We start from the raw sequence: 25671 nt of genomic DNA on the forward strand, positions 1-25671 counted from the left end.
CGCCACGGATGCCGGGGGCGCATCCGTGGCGGGGTCGGCTCTGCGTTCTCAGAGACCGTTGCGGCGCGCGACCTCTCCGAGCCACGCCAGCGACGGCTTCGGCGAACGCACGAAGGTCTCATGGTCGAAGCCGATGAGGCCGAACGTGGGACGGAAGCCGCTGGCCCACTCGTAGTTGTCCAGGGCACTCCAGTGCTGGTAGGCGCGCACGTCGATGCCATCGGAGATCGCGCGGTGCAGTCCTTCGAGCGCACCCTGCGTGTAGGCGATGCGACGGGTGTCGTCGGCGGTCGCGATGCCGTTCTCGGTCACGAGCACGGGCACTCCGCCGCTCCGCTCCCAGGCGCTGCGCACGCCCATCTCGAGCGCCTCGGGGAAGAACTCCCAGCCGGTGAGCGTGGTCTCCACGTCCGCCGACACCGGTCGCGGACCCTCGGGGCCGATGAAGGTGCGGGTGTAGGCCTGCACGCCGACGAAGTCGTCGCCGGCCGACTGGTCGAGGTACCAGTGGTCGCGCGGGTCGCCGTACGCGGCGAGCATCTCGTCGGCGCCGGGCTCACCGGTGGAGTGGAACGCCTGCGTGGCGATCGTCCATCCGGCTTTGACTCCCGGTACCGAGTGCAGGATCTCGGTGGCACGGTGGTGCGCATCGAGCAGCGTGTCGGCGACGGCGAGGTCGGGGTTCGGGAGGCCGTAGGCGACGAGGTTCGCCGCGTCCTCTCCCCCGGCCAGCATCGCGGCGATGTTCGGCTCGTTGATGGTGCACACGTAGTCGATCCCGTCGAGGATCGGCAGCACGGTCTCCACGTAGCGGGCGAACAGGTCGACCGCGTCGTCGGCGCGCCAGAAGCCGTCCTCCTGGAACCACTGCGGCACCGTGAAGTGCATGAGCGTGACCGTGGGGTCGAGCCCGTTCTCACGCGCCGTGTCGATCATGCGCCGGTAGTGGTCGAGCATCGCCCGGGAGACGAAGCCGCGCTCGGGCTCGATCCGCGCCCACTCCACCGAGAACCGGTAGGAGTTCAGCCCGGCGTCGGCGAGCAGCCGCATGTCCTCCGGGTAGCGGTGGAAGTGGTCGGCGGCGTCGCCGGAGGGCTCCACCATGGGCGAGCCGGGCGCGTGTTCCATCGCCCACCAGTTGCTCGTGGTGTTGTTGCCCTCCACCTGGTGGGCCGCTGTCGCGGCGCCCCACAGGAAGCCGTCGGGGAATGCGAGCACGAGTGCTCCTTTCGTGAGGGGGTCTATCGGATTCGAGTCGGATTCGGCACGGCGTCCAGCAGTTGGATCGTGTACGGATCCTCCGGATGCTGCAGCACCTCGGCGGTCTCTCCGCGTTCGACCACGCGGCCGCCGTTGAGCACCAGGATGTTCTGGGTCACGAGCCTCGCGCTCAGCAGGTCGTGCGTGATGTAGAGCATGCTGATGCCCCATCGCTCGCGCAGGTCCTCCAGCAGCGCCAGCACCCCGGCGCGCAGCGAGACGTCGAGCATCGAGACCGGCTCGTCGGCGATGAGCACCTGCGGGTCGCTCGCGAGCGCCCTGGCGATCACCACGCGCTGCCGCTGCCCGCCCGAGAGCTGATGCGGCAGCTTGGCCGCGAACTGCTCGACGGGCGTGAGACCGACCGTCTCGAGCAGTTCGAGCACCCGAGCCCTGGCCTCGGGGCCGCGCAGCTTCGTGTAGTTCATGACCGGGCGGGTGAGGGCGTACTCGACCGTGTGCAGCGGGTTGAGCGCCGCATACGGGTCCTGGAACACCATCTGCACGTCCTTGCGCAGGTCGCGCAGGCCTCGGCGTTTGAGCGAAGCCACGTCGACATCGCCGAAGTGCACCGTGCCGGAGGTCGGCTTCTCGACGCCCGTGAGCATCTTGGCGATGGTCGACTTGCCCGAGCCGGACGCACCGACGAGCGCGAGCGCCTCTCCGGGTTCGAGCCGGAACGACACGTCGTCGACCGCGGTCACCGCGTCCTGTCCTCGGCGCGGGGCCGGGTAGTGCTTCGAGACGCCGTCCACCACGATCGCCGCATCCGCGCGACGGGTGTCGCGCGACGACACGGTCGGGAGCGTCTCGGTGACATCGGTCCGCGAGCGTCCTTCCCGACGCCGAGTGCCGGCATCGAGGAAGCCCGGGATCTCGATCTTCTCCGCTCGCGGGTCGGCGTAGTGGCTGAGCAGCATCCGCGTGTACTCGTCCTGCGGGCGTTCGAGGATGTCGATGCTCCTGGCATCTTCGACGATGTGCCCCTCGTGCATCACCATCACCCGGTCGGTGGCCTCGAGCACGATGCCGAGGTCGTGACTGATGAGGATGGCGGTGAAGTGCTCGGCCCGCTGCAGCTCCTTGATCGTGTCCATCACCGCGTGCTGCACGAGCACGTCGAGTGCCGTGGTGGGCTCATCGAACACCATCAGCTGCGGTTCGAGTGACAGCGCGAGCGCGATCGATGCGCGCTGACGCATGCCGCCGGAGAGTTCTCCCGGGTAGCGGGCGAGCACCGACGCCTCGAGCCCGACCTTGCCGATGAGCTCACGAGCCCGCGCATCGCGGGCGTCCTTGGGCACATGGCCGTGAGCGGCGAAGATGTCGCGGAAGTGGTTGCCGATCGTGCGCACCGGGTTGAGCGCGTTCATGCCCGACTGCAGCACCATGGCGAACCCGCCCTGGCGCTGACGGCGCAGCTCTTCCGCATCCAGCTCGCGGATGTCGCGTCCACCGAACAGGATGCGCCCTGCGCTGATCCGCGCCGGCGGCTTCTGCAGTCGCGTGAGGGCGAAGCCGAGAGTCGACTTACCCGACCCCGACTCGCCGACGAGCCCGACGAACTCACCGCGGCGGAGCGAGAACGAGACGTTCTCGACCGCGGTGACGGGCTTCGTTCCCGGCGAGGCGTATTCGACGGACAGCCCCTGCACCTCGAGCAGGATGTCGTTTCCCGTGGGCATGGTCTCAGGTGCCATGGCGGTCATCGGCCCTTCCCCTCTCGCAGGCGCGGATTGGAGATGCCGTCCACGCCGAAGTTGATCAGTGTCAGGCTCAGTGCCAGCAGTGCGATGCACAGACCCGGGGCGAACAGCAGCAGCCACTGTCCGGTGAGGAGGGAGTTGGAGTTCTGCGCCCAGTAGAGCATGGTGCCCCAGCTGACGATGCTGGAGTCGCCGAGGCCGAGGAATTCCAGGCCCGCTTCCGCGAGGATCGCCGCCGTGGCCGCCCCGAAGAGCGTGCCGGCGATGATGGACGTCATGTTCGGCAGGATCTCGCGGAACACGATGCGCGTCCTGCTGTCGCCCGAGAACTGCGCCGACGTGACGAAGTCGTTGCCGCGCAGCGACTGCGTCTGGCTACGGAGCACGCGAGCACCCCAGGCCCAGCCGGTCACCACGATCACGGCGATGATCATCAGGATCCCGCCGTTCTGCAGGTACGCGGCGATCACGATCATGAGCGGCAGCCCGGGGATCACCAGGAAGAGGTTGACGATGAAGCCGACCACCTCGCCGGCGAAGCCGCGCATGTATCCCCAGCTGAGGCCGATGAGCACGGCCACGATGGTGGACAGGATGCCGGCGGCGAAGCCGACCAGCAGGCTGACCTGCGCGCCGTAGATGAGCTGGCTGAGCACGTCCTCCCCTGCGGCGGTCGTGCCGAGCCAGTGCGCCCAGGAGGCATCGGCGTTGCGCTCGAAGGTGTTGTCCTTTGCGCCGTAGGGGGCGATGAGCGGAGCGAACACCGCCACCAGCACGAAGAAGGCGAGGATGCACAGTCCGAGCCGCGCCTTGCCGTTGCTCCAGAGGGTGGCGACCATGCGTCCGAAGGCGCGCCACGGGCTGGGCGCGGCGATGCGCTCGGCGGGGATCTTGACGTTCATGGTGGAAGTCATCGGCGGGTCCTTGGGTCGAGTACCCCGTACAGGATGTCAACGAGGAAGTTGGCGATGAGCACGCTCACGGTGATCATCAGGAAGAGCGCCTGCATGAGCGGGTAGTCCTGCCCGATCACGGCGTTGAACAGCAGATACCCGATGCCCGGATATCCGAACACCTGCTCCACGAGGATCGATCCGCCGACCACGCCGCCGAGCGTGAGCCCGAAGCCGGTGAGGTTCGGCAGGATCGCGTTGCGTGCCGCGTAGCGCAGGGCGATCGTGCGGCCGTGCAGGCCGTTCGCCTCGCCGAACGTGATGTAGTCCTCGCCGAGCGTGTTGATCATGGCGTTGCGCATCCCGATGATCCAGCCGCCCAGTGAGGTGAGCAGGATCGTCAACGCGGGGAGGAACGCGTGGCTGAGCAGGTCTCCGATGAACTCCCAGGTGAACCCGGGGGTCGTGGTCGCCGAGTAGGCGCCGGTGGTCGGGAACCAGTGCAGCACGTAGCCGAAGAAGAACAGCAGCAGCAGCGCGGTCCAGAAGTAGGGGAACGTGCTGAGGAACGAACCCGTCAGCGTCGGGAGCGTGTCGAGCCAGGTGCCGCGACGCCAGGCGGCCGCGACACCGATCAGCGTGCCGATCACGAACGCGAGGATCGTGACGATGCCGACGAGCCCGATCGTGTACGGCAGCGCGGTGGACACCATGCTCGACACCGACTGCGGGTAGAACGTGTACGAGACGCCGAAGTCGAGCCGGACGACCTGGCCGAGGTAGGCGATGTACTGGTCCCACAGCGATCCGGTCGGAACACCCAGCTGCGCCTCGATGGCGGCACGCGTGGCATCGGAGACCGGTCCGTTCTGGGACAGCTTGGCGATGGCGGCATCCGCCGGGGAACCCGGCATCATGCGCGGGAGGAAGAAGTTCAGGGTGACCGCAGCCCACAGGGTGAGCACGAACAGGCCGAACTTCTGGAGCACGTACTTCACTTGTCGTCCTCCTTCACTCGCTCGAGCCGCGTGAAGATGCCCAGCGGTGCGGAGTCGTAGTTCTGCGGGATCATGTACGGGTCTTCCTCACTCGGCCAGCCGGTGAACTTGGCGTCGTTGAACAGGCCCCAGATGCCGCCGTAGTAGAGGCCGATCACGGGCATCTCGTCGTAGACGACACCCTGCAGCTCCTTCACGATCTCGGCCTGGCGGGCGGTGTCGACGGTCTCGCGGTACTCGGCGAGCAGCGCATCGACCTTCTCCGACTTGTAGCGCTCGAAGTTGTTGGCCGTCGGCTTTCCCGACGGCACGTAGAACTCGCTGGAGAGCAGGTTGTTGTACGCCTGGTAGACGTCGCCGTTGCCCATGCCGCCGATGGCCATCTCGAAGTCGCCGTTGCTGATCGCGCTCTGGTAGCCCGCGGGCTGCGGGAGCTTGAGCGTGACCTTCACGCCGACGTCGGCGAGCTGGCTGCGCACGGTCTGCGCGGCCCTGGTCCAATCGGTGAAGCCGTTGGCGGTGGTGAGGGCGAATTCGAGCTGCTCGCCGTTCGCGTCGACGAGGCGGTCGCCGTCCAGGGTGTACCCCGCCTCGGCGAAGGCGGCGAGAGCGGCGTCCTTGTCCTGCGTGATCATGCCCTGGTCGGGGATGCTCGGATCGAGGTACTGCTCCTGGTTGGGAAGGATGAGTCCGGTCTGACCGGCCGGCTTCATGTATCCCTCGGAGGCGGTCTCGGCGATCTCCTCGCGGTCGAGGGAGAGCGCGATGCCGCGGCGCACGTTCACGTCGTCGAACGGCGCGACCTCGAGGTTCGGCATCAGCGCGATCACGCCTCCCGGCGGGAACCACCACGCATTGTGTTCGCTCGCCGCGCCCCAGGTGCCCTCGACGTCGGAGATGAAGGCGTACGCCCAGTCGTAGCCGCGGCTCACGGTGTCGAGCTGCGAGTTCGTGGCGGGGAGGATGATGTGCTCGATCTCGATCGAGTCGGCCTGCCAGTAGTCGGGGTTCTTGTCCATCGAGTACTGCTGGTCGTTGTAGTTGCCGAGCACGAACGGTCCGGTGCCGACCGGATTCTCGTTGCGATACGTGCCGGGGTCCTTCACGTCGGACCAGAGGTGCTCGGGCACGATCATGGTCTGTCCGAGGATCGACAGCGAAGGAGCATCCTCGGTCTTGAGGTGCATGATGACATCGCTGCCCTCGGTCTCGACGCTGTCGAGGTGCTGCCACGCGCCCTTGATGTCGAGGGAGGGATTGTCCTTGAGCAGCTGGAACGTGAAGGCCACGTCCTCGGGCGTCAGGTCTTCCCCGTCGCTCCACTTCACGTCGTCGCGGATCGTCATGACGATCGTGCGGGCGTCGGGTTGGGCCCACTCGGAGGCGAGCCAGGGGTTCTGCGTGCCGTCGAGCGGGTTGATCAGGATCAGCGGCTCGTAGATCCACCGCGACGCGGTGCGCGTGTTGGTGAGATACGGGTTGAAGTTCTTCGTGAAGAACGGGTTGCCCTTGTCGGCGTTGATCAGCATCGTGTCGGCGCCGATCGACGGATCGGGTTGGGATGTGATCTGGATGCTGCAGCCGCTGAGTGCGACCGCGACGGCCGCGAGGCCCACGATCGTCGCTCTGCGCCAGCGCTGGATCATGCGCCCTCTCGGCGTTCTGCCACCTGACATCTGCCACCTCATGTCGTCTCTGTCATGAAGGGCGCCCCACCCGGAACACCGGAACATCGGAACACCCGCACGGCCTGCGCCGCCTCAGGGCGGTTCACACCGCCTCAGTGATTGTAAGCGCATACATTTTGCGATCGCAACCCCTTGACACCGACGCGCCGCCCTGAGCGGGCGCGGCCGGGCGTGCCGTCAGACGGGGCGCCGCGAGCTCTCTCGGAGCAGGATCTGCAGCGGCAGATGCGCGACCACGGGTTCGGCGTCGGCGTTCTCCAGACGTCGGGCGAGCACCTGCACGGCCGCCCGCCCGAGGTCGATCATCGGCTGGCGGATCGTGGTCAACGGCGGGTGCGACAGCGCCGCGGCCTCGATGCCGTCGAACCCCGTCACGAGCACGTCGTCCGGCACGCGGATGCCCGCGCCGCGGAACACATCGAGGGCCCCGAGCGCCATCTGGTCGTTCGCGGCGATCAGCGCGTCCGGCGCGCTGGCGGCGAGAAGCTCTTCGGCCGCCCGGCGTCCGGAGGCCCGCGTGAAGTCGCCGCGCAACACGGTCACGTCGTCGAGCGATCCGCCCGCCGCCACCACAGCGGCGGCGAACCCCTCCCAGCGCTGCAGACCGTCGGGAGAATCCGCGGGCCCTGCGAGGAAGGCGAGCCGCCCCTCCCCCACCTGCGCCAGCACGTGCCGGGTCAGCTCCCCCATCGCCTCGGCGTTGCTCACCGTGACGTGGTCGTAGTGATCGCCGCGCGGCGGGCCGGAGAGCACCACCACGGGGATGCGCCGTGCCAGGCGGGCGAGCACGTCGTCCGGCACGCTGCTCGCGAGGACCATGAGCCCGTCCACACGGCCTGCCATGTCCCGCACCGTCGATCGATCAGGGTCATCACGGCCGACGCCGACCATCAGCACGAAACCCTGCTTCCAGGCCTCCAGCTCTGCACCGCGCAGCACCTCGTCGAGGAACAGCATCGACGTGTGTCGGCCGTCGGCGTCGGTCTCGTCGCGGACGATCGCGAACGGCGGCGCGTCGGCGTCGGCGGCGGAGAGCGCGTCGAGGGGCGGAGCATCCTCCGCGGCATCGAACCCCGGGAAGTACAGGCCGAGCACCCCGGTGCGACGCTCGGCGAGTCCACGGGCGCTGCCGCTGGGCACGTACCCCAGCGCGGCGACGGCGTCGAGCACGCGTTCACGGGTGACCGGGCGCACAGCCTCCGGCGAGCGCAGCACGCGGGAGACCGTGGCGATCGAGACGCCGGCCCGATCGGCCACGTCGTACACGGTCGCCGCCTTGCTCACGCTCACGCCCCTCCGGAGCGGGCGGCGAGGGCGGCCTGGTAGAGGTCACGGGACGAGAGACCGGTGAGGGCGGCCACCTCGGACGCGGCGTCCTTGAGCCGGATGCCGTCGGCGATGAGCTTCTGCACCTGTGCGAGGGCGTCCTCCGGGGAGGCATCGCGGCGAGCCGCACCTTCGACCACGACCACGATCTCGCCCTTCACACCGTTCTCGGCCCACGCGACGAGTTCGGACGCGGTGCCGCGGCGCACCTCCTCGTAGAACTTCGTGAGCTCGCGACACACCGCGATCCGCCGGTCGTCGCCGAACGCGGCGCCCATGTCGGCGAGGGCGCTCGCGAGGCGGGCGGGCGACTCGAAGAAGACCATGGTGCGGGGTTCGGCCGCGAGCGCGCGCAGGGTCGAGCGCCGCTCCCCCGGCTTGCGCGGCAGGAACCCCTCGAACGTGAAGCGGTCGGTGGGCAGACCCGAGATCGCAAGTGCCATGAGCACCGCGCTCGGCCCGGGGATCGCGGTCACCGTCACGCCCTGGGCGACCGCCTCGGCGACCAGCCCGTAGCCCGGGTCGCTCACGGTGGGCATCCCGGCGTCGCTCATCACCACGATGTCGGTCTCCGCAGCGAGGGTCGCCAGCTCGGCCGCCTTCTGCTTCTCGTTGTGGTCGTGCAGGGCGATCAGGCGAGGGCGATTCTCGATCTGCAGGGCCTTCAGGAGTCGCTGCGTGGTGCGGGTGTCCTCCGCGACGACGACCTCGGCGTTCTCCAGCACCTCCACGAGGCGACGCGACGCGTCGCCGAGATTTCCGATCGGAGTGGCGGCGAGGATGATCACCCGCCCAGCTTAGGCGGGCCGGATGCAGCCGACCGAGAAGGCCCGTTGTCTAGGCTGGAGCGGTGACCGCTCCCGTGCCCCTGCTTCCCGCTCCCGAGGAGCGGTCGACGCGCTACGGGCAGCTGCGTGACCGTCTACTCCACGCCCCCGACTGGGGACGCGCGATCCGATGGCTCGCGCCTCTCGTCATCACCGCGATCGCCGCTCTCCTGCGACTGATCAACGTCGCCCATCCCCATCAGCTCGCTTTCGACGAGACCTACTACGTCAAGGACGCCTGGTCGCTGTGGACCCTCGGCTACGAGGGCACCTGGGGAGAGAACGCCAACGACGCGTTCGTCACCCTGCAGCAGCTGCCGCTCTCCGAGCAGGGCGCGTTCATCGTGCACCCCCCGCTCGGCAAATGGCTCATCGCGCTCGGCATGGCGATCGGCGGTCCCGACAACAGCGCCGGCTGGCGACTCGCGACCGCGGTGCTCGGCAGCGCCTCGGTGCTCCTGGTCTACCTGATCGCGCGACGACTCAGCGGCTCCGTGATCGTCGCGAGCGTGGCCGGAACGCTGCTCGCGATCGACGGTCTCAGCATCGTGATGAGCCGCATCGCCTTGCTCGACGGCATCCTGACCTTTTTCGTCCTGCTAGGCGTTCTCTTCGTGATCATCGATCGGCAGCGGACGATCCCGGTGCTCGAGAAGCGCGATCCCGACACACCGGATCCGTTCTGGGGTCCGGTCCTCTGGCGTCGCCCCTGGCTGGTCGCCGCGGGCGCTGCGCTCGGTGCGGCATCGGCCGTGAAGTGGTCGGGGCTGTACGTGCTGGCGGGCTTCGGCCTGTACGTCGTCGTCACCGATGCGCTCGCCCGACGCCGCGCAGGCGTGGTGCTGTGGCCGACCTCGGCAGCGTTCCGTCAGGGCCCCGTCTCGTTCGTGCTGCTCGTCTTCCCCGCCCTGGCCGTGTACCTGGTCAGCTGGACCGGCTGGCTGGTGACGGCCGGAGGCTATGACCGGCAGAGCGACCCGAACCCGCTGATCGCGCTGTGGAAGTACCACGAGTCGATGCTCGGCTTCCACGTCGGCCTCACGCGCGGGCACCCCTACGCGAGTCCCGCCTGGGAGTGGCCGTTCCTGCTGCGCCCCACGGCGGTCTGGGTCGACTCCGACCCCGCCGGCTGCGGCACGGACCACTGCATCGGCGTGATCTCGGCGATCCCGAATCCGCTCATCTGGTACGCGGGCGTGGCTGCGGCGATCTACCTGCTCTACCGCCTGGTGCGCGGCTGGATCACCCGGCAGCCCGTCGGCCCGGAGCTGAGCATCCCCCTGGTCGGCCTCGCGGTCACGTACCTGCCGTGGCTGATGTTCCCCGACCGCACGATCTTCCAGTTCTACACCGTCGTGATGATGCCGTTCCTCGTGATCGCGCTGGCGATGACGCTGCGGATCATCGCCGGCACGCGTGAGGATCCGCTCTACCGCCGCCAGTCCGGCGAGCGCACCGTGATGATCTTCCTGGCGTTCGTGGTGCTGGTGTCGGCGTTCTTCCTGCCCCTGTGGACGGGGATGAGCGTGCCGTACGAGTTCTGGCTGCTGCACAACTGGCTGCCCGGCTGGGTGTGAGTCCACCCGGCGCACCACGACGCCCCTCAGACCGCGAGTGACTCGACGATCTCGTCGAGCGAGCGTCCGAACGCGAAGCGGTACCAGTCCAGAGCGTCTTCGCCGGAGAGTTGAGCGACGTGGCCGTCGTCGCCGCTGAACGACCATCGCGGGGTTCCCGGGGGCCAGGACGCCATGGTCTCCGACGGCGGAGCCTCCGTCGACACGGACGGCGGCAGCGGAGGAAGGCCGCGCTCCTGCCGCCCACGCGCCCCCGCCGCCGTCGCGAGCCAGAGCTCGGCGAAGGACCGAGGACGCAGCGACGCGATCGGCGCTGCCGTCTCGGCGCGGTACACGAGCGTCATGGAGTCCGCGCGCACGACGACCCATCGCTCGCCCGCGGCGAAGAACCGACAGCGCCCGTCCGAATGCAGGTCGATCGTCGCGCCGAGCCGCACCAGCGCGTCGACGGCCGCTGCGGAGAGCAGCTTCTCCGGCACCTCCCGTTCGCGGCGGCGCTGTTCCGTCTCGAGGCGCTCGGCCGCGCGCGGCGCGTACTCCGCGCTCAGGGCATCCAGATTCGCCGCAGCGCCCGTCGCGAGACGCTCGTGCAGCCACCGCGGATCGATCTGCAGGAAGTAGCGGAAGACGACCGGGATCGGAGACGCCGCCGCCCGCAGCCGGCGGTTCCTGACCAGCAGACGCACGCCGTGGTCCACCGACCACACCGCCGACACGGTGCCGTCGACGACGGCGACCCACGACCATCCGCGGTTCTCGATCTCGGGGTGCGTCGCCTCGAGCAGATCCGCGAGGCGTGTGCCGTCCGGGAATGACCGGCGGTACGCATGGGAGGACATGTCGTCGCCCATCGCGACGCTGTCGCGGTCGAGGTCCACGAGCACAGGAGCATCGACCATGACGACGATGCTAGCGGGATCATCGTCTCCCTAGAGCACCTCGTCGGTGGCGACGTGCTCGACCAGCGGGAGAACCCGTCCGGAGAGATGCGTGCGCATCGCGATCGACGAGGCCGTGCAGGCGACTCCCGGCACCAGAGCGACCCGGTCGAGTACCTCCTGCAGCCGCGTGGCATCGCGCGCCACCAGCCGCAGCTGCATGTCGCTGGCCCCCGTGACGGTGTGCATGTCGACGATCTCGGGGACCGCATCGGCAAGGGCCGTGGCCACCTCGTCGTGCCCCACCTTCTGATCGATCTCGACCAGGCAGAACGCGACGACGCCGTAGCCGAACCCCGCCGGATCGATCCGTGGCACGATCGCCTCGATCACCCCGCCCTCGTGCAGGCGCGCGAGCCGGCTCGTCGCGGTGCCGCGCGCGACCCCGAGCCGCCGTGCGCACTCCAGGATCGGCAGCTGCGGCGACTCCGTGAGCAGGCGGATGAGCTGGGCGTCGAGGCGATCGATGCGCATCGCTACTCCCGCGGGACGCCGGGCCGGGCCACGCTCCTGGTCGCCCGGGCGACGAGGAGGAGGACGGCGGTGAGACCCAGCGTGAGCAGCAGCTGGATGCGCGCGGCCTCATCGATCATCGCGAGGGCGATCACCGCGGCGAGCAGCACCAGGCACAGCCACGACAGCCAGGGGAAGCCCCACATGCGCATCGGCATCGCCTCGCCCGCACGATCCGCACGTCGGCGGAGGATGATCTGCGCGACCGCGGTCGCGGTCCAGATCACGAGCAGCGTCGATCCGACCACGTTCAGCAGCGCAGGCAGCACCACGTCAGGGAAAGCCCAGTTGAGCCCCACCGTGACGAACCCGAAGGCCACGGAGGCCAGCACGGCGACGAACGGCACGCCCTTGAGGCTCGTGCGGGTCGCGGCCAGCGGCGCGAGTCCGCGCTCCCCCAGCGAGTAGGCCATGCGGGAGGCCCCGTAGATGTTGGCGTTCATGGCCGACAGCAGCGCGATGATCACGATGAGGTCCATCACCAGCCCGACGCCGGGCACGTTCAGCGTCTCCAGCACCGCCGAGAACGGCCCCGCCTTCACGGCCGGGTCGTTCCAGGGCAGCACGGCGACGATCACGAAGATCGATCCGACGTAGAAGACGAGGATGCGCACGAGCACCTCGCGCACGATGCGACGGATGTTGTGGGCGGGGTCGTTCGACTCGGCGGCGGCGATCGCCACGACCTCGGTGCCCCCGAACGCGAACACCACGATCAACAGGGCGCCGGCGATACCGGTGATGCCGTTCGGGGCGAAACCGCCGTTGTCGACGAGGTTGGAGATGCCGGTCGCCGGCACGCCGGGGATCAGCCCGATGATCGCGCATACCCCCACGACGAGGAAGGCGATGATCGCCGCGACCTTGATCGCCGCGAACCAGAACTCGAAGCGGCCGTAGTTGCGCACGCCGAACAGGTTCACCGCGGTGAGCGCGACGACGAAGATCAGCACCCACACCCAGGCCGGGATCCCCGGTGTCCAGTTGGAGACGATCGCGCCGGCACCGGTCGCCTCGGCCGCGATCACCACGACGAGCTGGATCCAGTAGAGCCAGCCGACCGCACTACCGGCGCTGCGGCCCATCGCCTTCTGGGCGTACGAGCTGAACGCGCCCGAGCTGGGCCGTGCGGCCACCATCTCGGCGAGCATCGCCATCACGAGGACGACGATGCCGCCCGCGACGAGGTACGACACCAGCACGGCGGGACCCGCGATGCTGATCGCCTGACCAGAGCCGACGAACAGCCCCGCGCCGATCGCCCCGCCCAGTCCCATCATCGAGATCTGACGGCGGGTCAAGCCCGGGTGCAGGCCCTTGGTGGTGGTGGTGGTCGGGGGGACCTCGGTCATGCGGTCATCGGTCATGCGCCGACCTCCACACGCTCGGCGTCGACCGCGAGCGGAGCGGATGCGGCGAGCGCGGCCTCCACCCGGTCGATGTCCTCCACGGAACCCGAGGAGATGCGGATGCCCTCCCCGGCAAAGGCGCGCGCGATCACACCGCCTCTCTGCAGGAGGCTCTCGAGCTCCGCGGTGCGGTCGGCGGACGGCACCCACACGAAGTTGGCCTGGGACGGGACGGCCGGCCATCCGGCCGCGACGAGCACGGCATGGAGCCGGTCGCGCTGGGCGACGACCTCGTCGATGCGCGTCGCGAGCTCGTCCTCAGCATCCAGCGAGGCGAGAGCCGCGGTCTGGGCCAGGTCGGTCACGCCGAACGGCACGGCCACCTTGCGCTGGTTCTCGGCGACAGCGGCCGGGGCGATCGCATAGCCGATGCGCAGACCGGCGAGTCCGTAGGCCTTGGAGAACGTGTGCAGCACCGCCACATGCGGATGCCGCCGGAACAGCTCGATGCCGGCACCCCGGCTTTCGGTGCGATCGAAGTGCACGTAGGCCTCGTCGATCACCACGAGCACGTCGTGCGGCACCGCGGCGACGAAGCGCTCGAGCTCGTCGGCGCCGACCACGGTGCCCGTCGGGTTGTTCGGGTTGCAGACGAAGATCAGGCGGGTGCGCGGGGTGATCGCCGCGAGCATCGCATCGAGGTCGTGCCCGTGATCCGCGTCGAGCGGCACGGGAACGGGCGTGGCACCGGCGATGCGAACCAGGGATGGGTACGCCTCGAACGAGCGCCACGCGAAGACCACCTCGTCACCGTCGCCGGCGACCGCGTGGATGAGCTGAGAGGCGATCTCGACCGACCCGGCACCGACGGTGACCTCTGACGCATCGACGCCGTAGCGGTCGGCGAGCCGCTCGCGCAGCGCCGCGGCGCTCATGTCCGGGTAGCGGTGGATGCCGTCGAGGCGATCGCGCACGGCCGCGACGACCGAGGGCAGCGGCGGATGCGGGGACTCGTTCGAGGAGAGCTTCGAGGCACCGGCCGGGGCGGAGCGCCCCTGACGGTACGCGGGAACGGCGTCGAGTCCGGCGCGGGTGGGGAGAGGCATCGTCAGAGCGTCCTTGCTGTGATCCATGGGCGGCCCCCGAGCGGCACCGCCTGCTGTCGCGCAACAGTAGAACGGATCGTATCCACTGGGCAATCGGCGCACCGGAAGCTGCGCATCTCGCGCAACCGACCGGCACTCCATGGGCAACGGTTAGTCAGATTGCACAGTCGCGCTGTCTCGATCGGTGGACGCCGCGAGTCGGAAGCCGATGCCCACCGCGACGAGGTCCTCCTCGTACGCCCCGTGTCGGCGGGCGCAGCGGGCAAGATCCACGTCGTGGCGGAACGCTCCGCCGCGTGTGATGTGCGGGTCGGCCGCCCAGTCCTCGACGGCCGGGACGTCATCGGGCGCTCCCGGATACGGCACGTACAGGGTCGAGGTCCACTCGTCGACGTTGCCGGCCATATCGAGCACTCCGAACGCACTGGCACCGTCGGGGAACGACCCGACGGGCGTGGTGGTGCCGAGGCCGAGATCGAACAGGTTCGCCCTCCCCCGCACGTACTCGTCTCCCCATGGGAACTCACGAGCGTCGTCACCGCGCGCCGCCCTCTCCCACTCGTCTTCGGTCGGCAGTCGCACCTCTTCGCCGAGCTGCGAGCCGATCCAGGCGGCGAAGTCGGATGCTTCGCCCCAGGTCACTCCGACCACCGGATGCTCGTCGATGCCGGAGATGGCACGGGCGCCGGTCGCCTCCGCGAACACCCTCCACTGCGCGACCGTCACCGGGGTACGGGCGAGACGGAACGCCGGGACGACGACCTGCGTGCGCGGCGTCTCCTTCTCGTACCAGGCTCGGGGAACGCCGGTGTGGGCATACCGGACGGTGAGGGCGTCGACCTGATCGAGCGGCGTTCCCCGCTGCAGTGTTCCCGCCGGGATGTCGGCCCACTCGATCTGCTGCACGGTCATTCCCGCTCCTCCTTCGAAACCGGTTCGTCCCCCAGCGTAGAAGCCGCCGAAGGGGCGAGGGCCGATCCTCAGCGCTCGATCCTCAGCGCGCCACCGATACCTCGGCGGGGTCGCTGACCGGCAGCCGGCACACGAACGCACGGCAGTCATAGGCGCGTTCCGCCGACGCATCCTTTCCCTCGAAGAGCTCGAACCCGGCCTCCGCGAACGCCCGCGCCTGCCCGGTGGTGACCACGGCGACGGCCTCGGCGTCTGCACCCCTGGCGACGACGGCGAGGGCGCTGTCGCGCGCCTCGGTGACGACGACGAGCTGGCGGGGCGGAACCGCGAGTCCCGCGGCCACCCGCAGCAGTGTGCCGTGGGCGAACGGCTGCTCCAGCGAGCGCCCAGCGAGGGCCGTCACGGTCGAAACCGCCGCTTCGCGATACCGATCCCCCGCCCCCAGCCACCACGCGGTCAGGGCGGCGGTGGCCACCGCAGCGGCATCGGAGGGCAGGTCGCCGTCGGTCTGATCGGGCGACGTCGCGATGCCCTGAGCGGACAGCAGCGGATCATCGCCGGCTCTGCCGTCGATGGACTGGTCGAGGACGCCTCGTGCGGCGATCGCCCAGGTCGCATCGCCCGTCGCCAGCGCGAGCGCGAACAGACCGTCGGCGAGCAGCCCGAGGTCGGCGGCGGTCGCGACCGCGGCGGATGCCCGCCCGTCGAGGGAAGCGCGCACCAGGGCGCCGTCGGCATCCCGATTGATCCGCAGCACCTGTTCCGCAGCGGAGGCCGCCGCGTCGAGCCAGCTCTGCTCCCCGAAGGCCGCCCCCGCTCGTGCGAGGGCCCCGATCGCGAGGCCGTTCCAACCGGTGATCACCTTGCCGTCGACTGCGGGCGGCTCCAACCCCGCGCGCTCGGCGAGCGGACGGAGGTAGTACCCGCCCTCGTTGCGCACTCCGTCGATCGTCGACTCCGAGTCCTGCGCCGCACCGAAACCGCCACCATCACGACGGAGCGCGTCGATCAGGAAGGAGGCGATGCCGCGCACGGTCCTCTCGTCTCCCGCGTCACGCGCCACATCGAGCAGCTGCGCATTGTCGGTCAGCATCCGCTCGTAGTGCGGCACCGTCCAGTCGCGCTGGGTCGCGTACCGGAAGAATCCGCCATCGGCATCGCGCAGGTCGGAGCCCGCCATCGCGGTGAGCGCCCGCGCGGCCGCGGCCGTCGCCTCCGGAGCACCCTCGCGCACGAGCGGGTGCTGCAGGAACCGCAGCGTCGTCGCCACCGGGAACTTCGGGGCACCGCCGAACCCGCCGTACTGCCGGTCCTCGCGCTGCGCGACCGTCTCGGCGGCCGTCGCGATCGCCACCATGTCCGGCAGGTCTGAGGGAACGGATTCCGCCGCGCGGGCGAGCGCGTCGGTCACAGCATCCGCCGATTCCTCGGCCTGCGCACGACGCAGCGTCCACGCCTCCCGCACCGCAGCGAGCACGTCGCGGAACGCGGGCATCGGCGGGCGGGCCTCGGGCGGCCAGTAGGTGCCGGCGTAGAAGGTGCGCCCGCGCGGGGTGGCGAACACCGTGAGCGGCCAACCGAGATTCTGCGTGAAAGCCGAAGCCGCGGCCATGTAGGCGCCGTCGACCTGAGGATGCTCCTCGCGGTCGACCTTCACGGCCACGAACCCCTCGTTGATGAGCGCGGCGGTGGCCGGGTCTGCGAACGACTCCCGCGCCATCACGTGGCACCAGTGGCAGGTCGAGTAGCCGATCGAGATCAGGAGCGGCACATCCCGCCGCCGCGCCTCCTCGAAGGCCTCCTCACCCCAGGGGTACCAGTCGACGGGGTTGTCGGCGTGCGCGCGGAGATACGGGCTGAGAGTGTCGGCGAGCCGGTTGGTCATGCCTTCACGCTACGCCGCGCGAAGGGGCCGCGGTCAGCCGACGAGCAGCTCGACAGGGCGGGACGCCGCGTATCCCACCAGCGGCAGGGCGCGCTCGGCAGCCAGCGCGATGCGGGCCTCGAGCACCTCCGAGGTGATCTCGTAGCCGTCGAAGTCGGTGTTGCTCGCGTAGACCCCGAGGGGAAGGGTGAGCGCCTGGAAGAACGCGAACAGCGGGCGCAGCTGGTGCTCGATGATCAGCGCATGCTTCTCGCCGCCGCCGGTCGCCGCCAGGAGCACCGGCTTGCCCACCAGGTCGTACTGGCCGACGAAGTCGAACAGGTGCTTGAAGAGTCCGGTGAACGACGCGCGATAGACCGGGCTGCCCACGATCAGCAGATCGGCGGACTCGATCGCCTGCAGCTGCGCCTCGACCTCCGGCGGCAGCTGGTCGCGCTGCAACGCGCCGGCCAGCCCCGGACCGATCTGCGTCAGCTCGATGAGCTGCGAGTCGATGTCGGCGCGCTCGGCGACGGCGGCCGTGATCGCGCGGACGAGGGCGGTCGTCTTGCTGGGCTCGTGCAGGGATCCCGACACGGCCACGACGCGGAACGGAGCTGTCATGCCTCGACGGTACTCACGCGAACGCCCCGTGTCGCGCGAGGCGACACGGGGCGTCATGTAGACCCGAGGGCCCTGTCTCCCCCGCGGGTCAGTTGACCTCGTCCGGGTGCGAGCCGACGCGGCCGGAGCCGTCGAGCGGGTCGAGGGCGTCGATCGCCGCGATCTCGGCGTCGGTCAGCTCGAAGCCGAAGACATCGAGGTTCTCGCGCAGGCGCTCGGCGCGCACCGACTTCGGGAAGACGATGATGCCCTTCTGCAGGTGCCAGCGCAGCACCGCCTGCGCGGGGGTGACCCCGTGCGCCGCCGCGGCATCCGCCACCGCCGGAGTGCCGAACAGGTCGTACTTGCCCTGACCGAGCGGACCCCACGCCTCGATGCGCACGCCGTTCGCCTCGGCCCAGGCGACCACGTCACGCTGCTGGTAGGCGGGGTGCAGTTCGATCTGGTTCACGGCCGGCACCACGCCGGTCTCCTTCACCGTGCGCTCCAGGTGCGGAACCAGGAAGTTCGAGACGCCGATGCTGGTCGTGAGCCCGGCGTCGCGGAGCTCGATGAGCTTCGCGAACGCGTGCATGTAGTCGTCCTTGGCCGGGGTCGGCCAGTGCACCAGGTACAGGTCGACCTTCTCCAGCCCGAGCTTCTCGAGGCTCTCGGTGATGGCGGCGCGCGGCTCGTCGTCGTGGTGACGGTCGTTCCAGAGCTTCGTGGTGACGAACAGCTCATCGCGCGGGATGCCGGATGCCGCGATGGCGGCGCCGACGCCCTCTTCGTTGCCGTAGATCGCGGCCGTGTCGATGTGGCGGTAGCCGATCTCGAGCGCCTCGCTCACCGCACGCTCGGTCTCTGCCGGCGGCACCTTGAAGACGCCGTAGCCGAGCTGCGGGATGGAGTTGCCGTCGTTCAGTTCGAGTGCAGGAATCGTCATGTCTCCAGCCTATGACCTGTGATGACAGGCGGGCCCGGCCGGTGACGAAAGATGTCGGTGCGGGCGCCGCGCCCGCGGGCCGACGTTCCCTAGGCTGAGGATCGATGAACGAACGTGACGCCTCGGGCGATGAGGAGTACCTCCCGCCACCGCCCCCTCCCGCCGAGACGCAGGATCCCGATGACGGCGAGTCGCGGATCGTGACGGCCACGAAGAGGCGCAGTCGGACCATCGTCATCCTGGTCACCGTCATCGCGGCCGTCCTGCTCCTCGGAACGATCGCGACGAATCTCGTTCTCGCTGCCGGTCTGCGCGCGGAGATCGGAGAGGGACGTGGAGACTCGTCGGCAGCGCCATCGGCATCCGCGACGCCGGAAGACACCGTAGCTCCGACACCGGCCGCTGACCGGCCGAGCGCCGGGTGCGGCGACCTCTGCACGGCGGCCGCCCACGAGATCGGAACCGCGGCCGGCGACTGGCGACTCGAAGGCGACTGGACGGACGCACCGAACGATCTCGGCTCCTCTGATGCCGCGACCGCGGTGTTCGGCGCCGACACCGGACGCGCCACCGTGACGGTGCTGCAGTTCCCCTCCGATGATGCGGCCGCGCAGGCCGCGCTCGACATCCAGGCCAGGATCGGCGACCCCACCTACACGGAGCAGGTCTTCGACGACGGATCGGGCACCCGATACGACTTCGACGGCGCGATCGTGAGCCGGGTCATGTGGCATCTCGATGCCCGGTCACGCCCGCACTCCCCCGGACGCCTGTACATCGTCGAAGCGCCCGCGAACGCAGCGGACAGCTTCGCCGACCAGGGCGCCTACCAGCTGTATCTCGCATTGCCGCTCTAGTCGCGGCGCATCCCGTGCGTCCCTCGCGAGAGAAGTCAGTCGAGTCCGCGCAGACCCTGCGACATGGCCCGGAAGGCGTCGACCGCGCGCATAGCGGGACGAGGGCCGTCGGGTTCCGCCGCCCACTGCTCGAGTCCGACCCGGATCGAGGCGGTCGCGACCGCGGCGAGCAGCGCCGCCTCCCACACCGCGACGCCGCGCTCCTGGAGGATCGCTCGCAGTCGACGCTCGGAGTCGTCGTTGACCCTCAGCCAGACGTCGCGCATCGCCGTGTCGTCGTCGAGCCCCCGGAGCACGCCGAGCATCGTGTCGAGTTCGAGCCCGTCGGATGACCCGTCCCCGCGCCCGTCCTCGGTGAGCTGCGCCTGGATCACGGCAGGGATCTGCTCCCGCAGCGAACGCTCGCCGACCTGTGCGAGGGCGTCCTGCCACCGCTGGGCGCCGACGCTGAGGATCGGCGTGATCGCGTCTTCCTTGCGGGCGAAGTACCGGTAGAACGTACGCACCGAGACACCCGCGCGCGCCGCGATCTGCTCGGCGGTGACACCCGCAACGCTCTGCTCGGCGAACAGCGCAGCAGCAGCGGCCGCGATGTCCCGCTCGGTCGCGGCCCTGCGGCGTTCGGTGAGGGTCGAGGTCTCCACCGTCACAGCGTACGGGAATAGGAGATCTCCGCGGCAGGTTGGGCCTATGTGGCTCGATCTGCCATCCAGGCATAGTCTGCCTACAACGGAACGTCGACACGACGACACCACCACGAAGGGAAGATCATGAACCGCTACGAAGGACGTCGGGCTCTCATCACCGGCGGAGGGTCGGGCATCGGCCAGGCCACCGTGCTGCGGATGCTCCGCGAAGGCGGCAGCGTCGTCGCCGCCGATGTCAGCGCCGCCGGCCTCGAGGACACGGTCGCCAAGGCCGGGCCTCTCGCCGAACGCCTCACGACCGTCGCGATGAACATCGCCGACGAAGCCTCCGTGGCCACGGGCGTCGCCGAGGCCGTGACTGCCCTGGGCGGACTCGACGTGCTCGTGAACGCCGCCGGCATCCTGCGCTCCTCGCACACCCACGAGACGACGCTCGACCAGTTCGAGCAGGTCATCCGGATCAACCTGGTCGGCACGTTCCTCGTGATCCGGGAGGCCATCCCCGCTCTGCTCGAGGGATCCTCCGCCGCCGTGGTCAATTTCAGCTCGACCTCGGCCGGCTTCGCGCACCCCTACATGGCGGCGTACGCGGCCAGCAAGGGCGGCGTGCAGTCGATGACCCACGCGCTCGCCGCCGAGTACGCCAAGAGCGGGATCCGCTTCACCGCGGTGCAGCCCGGTTCGATCTCGTCCGGCATGACCGATGGATCCGGCCAGAGCAACCAGAGCAACGGCCCTGGCCTTCCCGCCGATGCCGACATGAGCCTGTTCATGAAGCTCGCGCCCGCGATCGGGCAGGGCTTCGCCGGTCCGGAGTCGGTCGCCGGTGTCGTGGCGATGCTCGCGAGTGAAGACGGCGCCTTCATCACCGGCACCGAGGTGCGCATCGACGGCGGCACCCACTTCTGAGCGAGTGCAGGTGGGGGCATCCGACCCGATGCCGGTGCCCCCACCCACTCACTCACCCTGGCGGATGGCCTTGACCTCGTTGACGCGCACCATGTTGGTGCCGGTCGCGCTGCCGGCCCGGTAGGAGAACACCGACGGCGATCCCTCGCTCTGCAGCGCCGGGGTCGCGTCGGTCGAGGACACCTGCCACGTCGCCGGCTCGGGCTGCCCGTCTGCCCACACCTTCGCGCGGATCGTCGTCGACGGCGAACCGGACGTCTCGGTCGACAGATGGAACACGGTCCCGGCGCTCCAGGTCAGACCAGGGACTGCGGCGCTGGCGATCGCCGTCCCGTTGCGCTGGATCACGACCCAGACCGCGCCGTCCGCGCGATGCCACGCCAGCGCGCGGTAGCCGACGTCACCGGTCCGCCGAGAGCCCGCACCGACGTATGCCGTCCCGGACTCGGGACCGGCCGAGAGCGTGTACGACATCGTCATCGCGGAATCCCGAACCGACGCATCGTCCAGCAGCATCTCACGCGTCTGCCCTGCCGCGAGGTCGATCACCCCGGCACCATCGGCCACGGAGAGCGCGGTCGACTTGCCCTGCATCGGCGTCCACACACCACCGATGTCGGCACTGCCCCAGCCGGATTCGACCGCGCGGTCGAACCCGTCGGACGCCACCACGACGTCGGCGACGACGGGTGCCGTCACCACGACCTGCTTCTCGCTCGACGCCGACAGTCCGCTGCTGTCGGTCACCGTCACGCGCACCGTGTAGGTTCCTGCCGCCGCGTACTCGTGCGACGCCGTCACGCCCGTGGCCGTCGAGCCGTCGCCGAAGTCCCACGCATAGGCGCTGATCGATGCGGCGCCGTCTGCGACCGAACCGGACGCGTCGACCGCGACACTCAAGTCGGCCGGCTGTGCGGTGAAGGCCGCCGTCGGCGCCTTGAGCCCCTTGCCGACCTGGAAGTGCGACCGCACCTGATCCGCGTTCAACGCGATCGGATACACCGCCGCCTCGTCCAGCGAACCCGTGAAGTAGTTCGATGAGGGCGCCGAGGGCCAGCCCGTGAGCAGGTCGCCGCCGATGCGGAGATAGGCGGCGTCGGTCTTGGCCGTCGTCACCGCGGGATCCGAAGCGACGAGCTCGCCGTCCACGTACAGCTTCATCCCCTCCGCGCCCTGCGAGACGACCGCGTGATGCCAGGTGCCGTCGTTCAGCGCCTTGTCCCCGGCGACCGTGGCACGCGTCTGGCCGGCGAAGACGCCGAAGGTCAGAGTGCCGCTGTTCGTCATGTAGAGCTGACGGTCGACGCTCGCGGAGCTCCCCGTCTTCGCCGCCCCGGAGCCGATGAGCATGCCGCCGGTCTTCGTGGTCGTCTGGAACCAGATCTCCGAGGAGAACTCCTTCGACACCGCCGCCTTGGCGTCGGAAGACACCCGGCCGTTCGTGGTGCCGTTGAACGTGGTCGATCCGGTGCCGCTGTTCTCGATACCGGACGACGAGACCGTGGCGCCCGACCCGTTCACCGGGTTGTTCGCGCCCGCCCAGTCCTTCGAGACGTTCCCCATCGGGTAGTACAGCGAAGGCTTGTCCGCGATGATCTTCTTCGAGTAGGCCGAGGCGGTGCCCGCCGTGGCCTTCGCGTTCACGCTCGCGCTCGTGGCGATGTTGCCGTCGCGGTCCTTCGCGACCACCGTGTAGCTCTGCGTGGCTCCGGGCGTCGCCGTCGGGTCATCGAGGGTGACCGTCGTCTGCTTCCACCAGGTGCCGTCCGCTGTCGCGGTGGCCACAGGCTCGTTGGCACCGTCCCTGCGCAGCTCGTAGGTGAGGGTCAGGTCGTCCCGGTCCCAGTTCGTGGGGATCGACACCCGGGCGTTGCCGGGGACGGGCGAGGTACCCGCTGTGGGCTTCCATGCCGCATCGGAGAGCCGGGGCCCGTCCTTCGCACCGTCGGGCGGATTCGTGGAGAAGCGTACGATTCCCTCGAACTGCCCGTTGTTGACCGACCGGAACTCGCCGCCGATCGAGATCATGTCACCCGCGCCGGTGATGGACAGGCCCGCCTGGCCGAGGCCGCTCGTGGTGCCGACCGCGAAGTCCGGCGCCCACTGGTACGGCGACGGTGCAGGGGTTCCCGCCCAGTTGGCGTACCCGGAGTACGTGTTCGCGGAAAGGGTGCCGCGCGCGTCGGCCGTGTAGGCCTCGGCGTACTGGTACACCGCGGGGTTCTTCTGCGGCTGCAGGCCCATCGTGTTGCAGGAGTGCATGTGGCTGGTCGTGTAGACGACCTTGCCGGTGGAGTACACGCCGTAGTGGTCGCCGTGGCAGTCCGCGATCCAGCGCACCGCACCGGTTCCCGCCTCCGCCGCGAAAGTCCCCTCGAGGTTCCCTCCGCCGGCCCAGCTCCATCCGGTGCCGTAGACGGTGTTCGCGTCGGCGGCGAGAGCGAAGATGCCGGAGTTGCTGCTGCTGCCGCTGTTCTTCACGACCTGGGAGATGCCCCAGGCGGTGTCGGCGGCACCCGTGGTCTTGTCCACCGCTGCGGAACCGCGCAGGCTGCTGCCGTTCACCGTGGAGAAGCGTCCTCCCACGATGACGTTCGCGCCCGCCGGGTCCATCACGAGGGCGTCGACCTGACGGTCGGCCTGCGGGGCCCAGCTCAGGAGCGCTCCGTTCTTCTGATCGAAGGCCGCAAGGTTCTTCCGGGCGACGCCGTTTGCCTGGGTGAACAGACCGCCCAGGTAGATGTTCGACCCGTCGGTCGTGATCGCGTACACGCCACTGCCGCCGATCGACGGCGCGAACTGCGGGACCAGCTCACCGGTCTTGGCATCGAGCGCCGCGAAGTTCCAGCGGTCCTTCCCGTTCACCTTGTTGAACGATCCGCCGATGTAGATGCGCGATCCGTCGGGAGACGCCGCGACGGCCTTGATCACGCCGTTGACCTTCGGGGCGAACGACGACAGGGCGCCCGTGACGATGTCGTACGCCAGCACGTTCGATCGCGCCGTCAGCGCCGTACCGGGCGCCGCCTTCGGCTCACGGGCGTTGTCGAACTTCCCGACCGCGTAGACCGTCGTGCCGATCGTGGTCTGCGCCCACACGTACCCGTTGTCGATCTGCACCGTCGGAATCGGATCCGAGGTCACCACGTTCTCGTCCCGCTGCAGCTGCGGCGGCGTCGACGGCGGCACATCGGCTGCGACAGCCGACGCCGCCCCCACCCCGGACAGGCCCGCGATCAGCAGACCCGCCGTCAGCGCTGACGCGACGACCCCGCGCGCTCGCCGCTTGAAACTCGTGTTCCCCACAGTGACTCCCCAGTCGATGCTGTTCCGAACGCGAAGTCGTCGCACCCCCGCGCACTCGACGTCATCGAGACGGCGACGAACGCCGCAACGCGGTGGTGTGAACTCCCCAGTTCGAAACTCCCCAGTCCCGACCCGCAGAGGGGGTCGGTAGCGAACGCCAGACAGCGTCGCCCTATCACGCTAACACATCACTTCGCCCGCCCCGGGAGAGCAGTCGACGGAGAACCTCAGCGCCGGGGCACTGCCGCCATCGCCACTGCGCCTCGTCCGACGAGGCGTTCGAGCGGCCCGCGTCCGAAGAACATCGACCAGAGCGTCGTGACGAGGAGCAGTCCGATCGCGGACACCGCCCAGAACGCGTTGCTGGAGAAGAACGCTCCGGGACCGCCGACCAGCACGATCGACAGGACGTGCGCACTGTATGCCGAAAGCGGCATGGACCCGAGCGCGCCGAGCGGCAGCAGCACCCAGCGCAGCGGGCGACTCAGCAGCAGACACAGGGCGATGATGACGAGCGCGAAGCCGCCGGACCCGAGGATCTCGGCCGTGCCGCCGCTGTGCGGGTCGACGGCGAAGACCGCGGCGAGCACAGCGCGAAGCGGGTCGGACTCGGCAAGCGCCTGCGGATAGCTCTCCCATCCGGAGGGGACCGTACCGGAGCCGCCGTCGATGAACGAGCTGCCGCCGCCCGACGAGATCTCCGCCCCCGACATACTCGCCCCGAAGCCGCCGGTGAGGCCCGCAGCCTGCCCGATCCCGCCCAGGCCGTACCCGACCACCATGAGCGCCAGACCGATGCCGAGAGCCACCACCGCAGTGCGCAGCCGCCCGACATGAAGACGCCCGAGCGCCATGCCCGCCAGCACCAGGGCCATCCAGACGGTGATCGGATAGGTGCCGTACAGCACGAACCCGATGCCGGCGCCGTAGGGATTCAGCATCACCGCGTTCAGGAAGGCGAGCAGCGCCGGGCCGAGGAGCGCGAGCATCGCGGCGCCCGTCAACAGCTGCCAGGGCCGCCAGCGCAGGAACGGGATGACCGCGACGTAGAGCAGACCGTAGAGCGTGAGGATCACCGCGATCGGGGTGTTCAGCATCTCCAGGGCCAGGCCGATCACGAAGATCACCGCACCGCGGCCGATCAGATTCAACCGGATGCCCGGGATGCGCTCGCGCTCGGGAAGGTCGCCGCGTCCGGTCATCAGGGCGATCGAGATGCCGGCGAGCAGCGCGAACAGGATCGAGGAGCGCCCGTGCACCAGGTCGGTCCACGTCGACGGGTCGAGCCAGTCGAACGCCTCGGTCTCGCCGATGTGCGCCCCGGCCATGCCGAGGATCGCCAGTCCTCTGGCGACGTCGAGGCCGAGGATGCGCGGCGGTCGCCCGAACTCGCGGAACCACCGGACGGGAGCGAGAGCAGTGATCACCCCCTGATCGTAGGGGCTG

Annotated in this window: 21 protein-coding genes; 3 read left to right on the forward strand and 18 right to left on the reverse strand. The window is 69.5% G+C overall.

Annotated features, from left to right (window positions below; genetic code table 11):
- Positions 1-48: 48 nt before the first annotated feature.
- From ACFVWL_RS00925 to rsmI, 7 genes are all read right to left on the reverse strand, one after another.
- Complete coding sequence (locus ACFVWL_RS00925) at positions 49-1218, reverse strand: glycoside hydrolase family 1 protein (protein WP_387177451.1); 1170 nt, start codon at positions 1216-1218, stop codon at positions 49-51.
- 23 nt (positions 1219-1241) lie between these two features.
- On the reverse strand, positions 1242-2969 hold the full coding sequence (locus ACFVWL_RS00930; protein ID WP_387177452.1) for an ABC transporter ATP-binding protein: 1728 nt from the start codon (positions 2967-2969) through the stop codon (positions 1242-1244).
- Entirely contained in the window at positions 2966-3880 is a 915-nt protein-coding gene (locus ACFVWL_RS00935) for an ABC transporter permease (protein ID WP_387177454.1), read from the reverse strand. The genes ACFVWL_RS00930 and ACFVWL_RS00935 overlap by 4 nt, the downstream gene beginning before the upstream one ends.
- Complete coding sequence (locus ACFVWL_RS00940) at positions 3877-4857, reverse strand: ABC transporter permease (RefSeq protein ID WP_387177456.1); 981 nt, start codon at positions 4855-4857, stop codon at positions 3877-3879. Before ACFVWL_RS00940 ends, ACFVWL_RS00935 begins: the two co-directional genes overlap by 4 nt.
- Positions 4854-6503 carry an ABC transporter substrate-binding protein gene (locus ACFVWL_RS00945; protein ID WP_387177458.1) on the reverse strand — a complete coding sequence of 550 codons (1650 nt, stop codon included), beginning with the start codon at positions 6501-6503 and terminating at the stop codon, positions 4854-4856. The genes ACFVWL_RS00940 and ACFVWL_RS00945 overlap by 4 nt, the downstream gene beginning before the upstream one ends.
- Positions 6504-6722: 219 nt before the next feature.
- Positions 6723-7835 (reverse strand): LacI family DNA-binding transcriptional regulator, encoded by a 1113-nt coding sequence (locus ACFVWL_RS00950; RefSeq protein WP_387177460.1) that lies wholly within the window; start codon positions 7833-7835, stop codon positions 6723-6725.
- Complete coding sequence (rsmI, locus tag ACFVWL_RS00955) at positions 7832-8659, reverse strand: 16S rRNA (cytidine(1402)-2'-O)-methyltransferase (protein WP_387177462.1); 828 nt, start codon at positions 8657-8659, stop codon at positions 7832-7834. The genes ACFVWL_RS00950 and rsmI overlap by 4 nt, the downstream gene beginning before the upstream one ends.
- A 62-nt stretch (positions 8660-8721) precedes the next feature.
- Between rsmI and ACFVWL_RS00960 the strand changes: the two genes are divergently transcribed.
- The gene (locus tag ACFVWL_RS00960) at positions 8722-10275 is read left to right on the forward strand and encodes a dolichyl-phosphate-mannose--protein mannosyltransferase (protein WP_387177464.1); all 1554 of its coding nucleotides are present in this window, start codon (positions 8722-8724) and stop codon (positions 10273-10275) included.
- A 26-nt stretch (positions 10276-10301) separates the two neighbouring features.
- On the opposite strand, the gene ACFVWL_RS00965 is transcribed toward ACFVWL_RS00960, so the two are convergent.
- The 8 genes from ACFVWL_RS00965 to ACFVWL_RS01000 all read right to left on the reverse strand — a co-directional run bounded on the left by ACFVWL_RS00965 (position 10302) and on the right by ACFVWL_RS01000 (position 18506).
- Positions 10302-11174: a hypothetical protein gene (locus ACFVWL_RS00965; protein ID WP_387177466.1), complete on the reverse strand. Its 873-nt coding sequence runs from the start codon at positions 11172-11174 to the stop codon at positions 10302-10304.
- A 30-nt stretch (positions 11175-11204) separates the two neighbouring features.
- Positions 11205-11687, reverse strand: coding sequence for an Lrp/AsnC family transcriptional regulator (locus tag ACFVWL_RS00970; RefSeq protein WP_387177468.1), 483 nt, complete (start codon positions 11685-11687; stop codon positions 11205-11207).
- Between the two features lie 2 nt (positions 11688-11689).
- The gene (locus ACFVWL_RS00975; RefSeq protein ID WP_387177470.1) at positions 11690-13093 is read right to left on the reverse strand and encodes an amino acid permease; all 1404 of its coding nucleotides are present in this window, start codon (positions 13091-13093) and stop codon (positions 11690-11692) included.
- Entirely contained in the window at positions 13090-14181 is a 1092-nt protein-coding gene (gene hisC, locus ACFVWL_RS00980; RefSeq protein ID WP_387177472.1) for a histidinol-phosphate transaminase, read from the reverse strand. Before hisC ends, ACFVWL_RS00975 begins: the two co-directional genes overlap by 4 nt.
- Positions 14182-14331: 150 nt before the next feature.
- The gene (locus ACFVWL_RS00985) at positions 14332-15093 is read right to left on the reverse strand and encodes a formylglycine-generating enzyme family protein (protein WP_387177474.1); all 762 of its coding nucleotides are present in this window, start codon (positions 15091-15093) and stop codon (positions 14332-14334) included.
- 82 nt (positions 15094-15175) lie between these two features.
- Entirely contained in the window at positions 15176-16978 is a 1803-nt protein-coding gene (locus ACFVWL_RS00990; protein ID WP_387177475.1) for a thioredoxin domain-containing protein, read from the reverse strand.
- Positions 16979-17011: 33 nt separating this feature from the next.
- On the reverse strand, positions 17012-17581 hold the full coding sequence (gene msuE / locus ACFVWL_RS00995) for an FMN reductase (RefSeq protein WP_387177477.1): 570 nt from the start codon (positions 17579-17581) through the stop codon (positions 17012-17014).
- A gap of 88 nt (positions 17582-17669) precedes the next feature.
- On the reverse strand, positions 17670-18506 hold the full coding sequence (locus ACFVWL_RS01000) for an aldo/keto reductase (protein WP_387177478.1): 837 nt from the start codon (positions 18504-18506) through the stop codon (positions 17670-17672).
- Between the two features lie 104 nt (positions 18507-18610).
- Here ACFVWL_RS01000 and ACFVWL_RS01005 point away from each other — a divergent pair, with 104 nt between their 5' ends.
- Complete coding sequence (locus tag ACFVWL_RS01005) at positions 18611-19363, forward strand: hypothetical protein (RefSeq protein WP_387177480.1); 753 nt, start codon at positions 18611-18613, stop codon at positions 19361-19363.
- 35 nt (positions 19364-19398) lie between these two features.
- On the opposite strand, the gene ACFVWL_RS01010 is transcribed toward ACFVWL_RS01005, so the two are convergent.
- On the reverse strand, positions 19399-20007 hold the full coding sequence (locus tag ACFVWL_RS01010; protein ID WP_387177482.1) for a TetR/AcrR family transcriptional regulator: 609 nt from the start codon (positions 20005-20007) through the stop codon (positions 19399-19401).
- A 126-nt stretch (positions 20008-20133) separates the two neighbouring features.
- Here ACFVWL_RS01010 and ACFVWL_RS01015 point away from each other — a divergent pair, with 126 nt between their 5' ends.
- Entirely contained in the window at positions 20134-20919 is a 786-nt protein-coding gene (locus tag ACFVWL_RS01015; RefSeq protein ID WP_387177484.1) for an SDR family NAD(P)-dependent oxidoreductase, read from the forward strand.
- Between the two features lie 48 nt (positions 20920-20967).
- Here the strand turns inward: ACFVWL_RS01015 and ACFVWL_RS01020 are convergent, their stop codons facing one another.
- On the reverse strand, positions 20968-24225 hold the full coding sequence (locus ACFVWL_RS01020) for a LamG-like jellyroll fold domain-containing protein (protein WP_387177486.1): 3258 nt from the start codon (positions 24223-24225) through the stop codon (positions 20968-20970).
- Between the two features lie 227 nt (positions 24226-24452).
- Positions 24453-25652 (reverse strand): heparan-alpha-glucosaminide N-acetyltransferase domain-containing protein, encoded by a 1200-nt coding sequence (locus ACFVWL_RS01025; protein ID WP_387177488.1) that lies wholly within the window; start codon positions 25650-25652, stop codon positions 24453-24455.
- Positions 25653-25671 lie beyond the last annotated feature (19 nt).

Source organism: Microbacterium sp. NPDC058269 (genome assembly GCF_042881445.1).
Classification (GTDB): domain Bacteria; phylum Actinomycetota; class Actinomycetes; order Actinomycetales; family Microbacteriaceae; genus Microbacterium.

Bases quoted from the DNA above. Each gene is read 5' to 3' on its own strand.
- msuE (WP_387177477.1), bottom strand. From the start codon at position 17,581: ATGACAGCTCCGTTCCGCGTCGTGGCCGTGTCGGGATCCCTGCACGAG.
- hisC (WP_387177472.1), bottom strand. From the start codon at position 14,181: ATGCCTCTCCCCACCCGCGCCGGACTCGACGCCGTTCCCGCGTACCGT.
- ACFVWL_RS00990 (WP_387177475.1), bottom strand. From the start codon at position 16,978: ATGACCAACCGGCTCGCCGACACTCTCAGCCCGTATCTCCGCGCGCAC.
- ACFVWL_RS00970 (WP_387177468.1), bottom strand. From the start codon at position 11,687: ATGCGCATCGATCGCCTCGACGCCCAGCTCATCCGCCTGCTCACGGAG.
- ACFVWL_RS00985 (WP_387177474.1), bottom strand. From the start codon at position 15,093: ATGACCGTGCAGCAGATCGAGTGGGCCGACATCCCGGCGGGAACACTG.
- ACFVWL_RS00945 (WP_387177458.1), bottom strand. From the start codon at position 6,503: ATGATCCAGCGCTGGCGCAGAGCGACGATCGTGGGCCTCGCGGCCGTC.
- ACFVWL_RS01000 (WP_387177478.1), bottom strand. From the start codon at position 18,506: ATGACGATTCCTGCACTCGAACTGAACGACGGCAACTCCATCCCGCAG.
- ACFVWL_RS00930 (WP_387177452.1), bottom strand. From the start codon at position 2,969: ATGACCGCCATGGCACCTGAGACCATGCCCACGGGAAACGACATCCTG.
- ACFVWL_RS01005 (WP_387177480.1), top strand. From the start codon at position 18,611: ATGAACGAACGTGACGCCTCGGGCGATGAGGAGTACCTCCCGCCACCG.
- ACFVWL_RS00965 (WP_387177466.1), bottom strand. From the start codon at position 11,174: ATGGTCGATGCTCCTGTGCTCGTGGACCTCGACCGCGACAGCGTCGCG.
- ACFVWL_RS01015 (WP_387177484.1), top strand. From the start codon at position 20,134: ATGAACCGCTACGAAGGACGTCGGGCTCTCATCACCGGCGGAGGGTCG.
- ACFVWL_RS00935 (WP_387177454.1), bottom strand. From the start codon at position 3,880: ATGACTTCCACCATGAACGTCAAGATCCCCGCCGAGCGCATCGCCGCG.
- ACFVWL_RS00975 (WP_387177470.1), bottom strand. From the start codon at position 13,093: ATGACCGATGACCGCATGACCGAGGTCCCCCCGACCACCACCACCACC.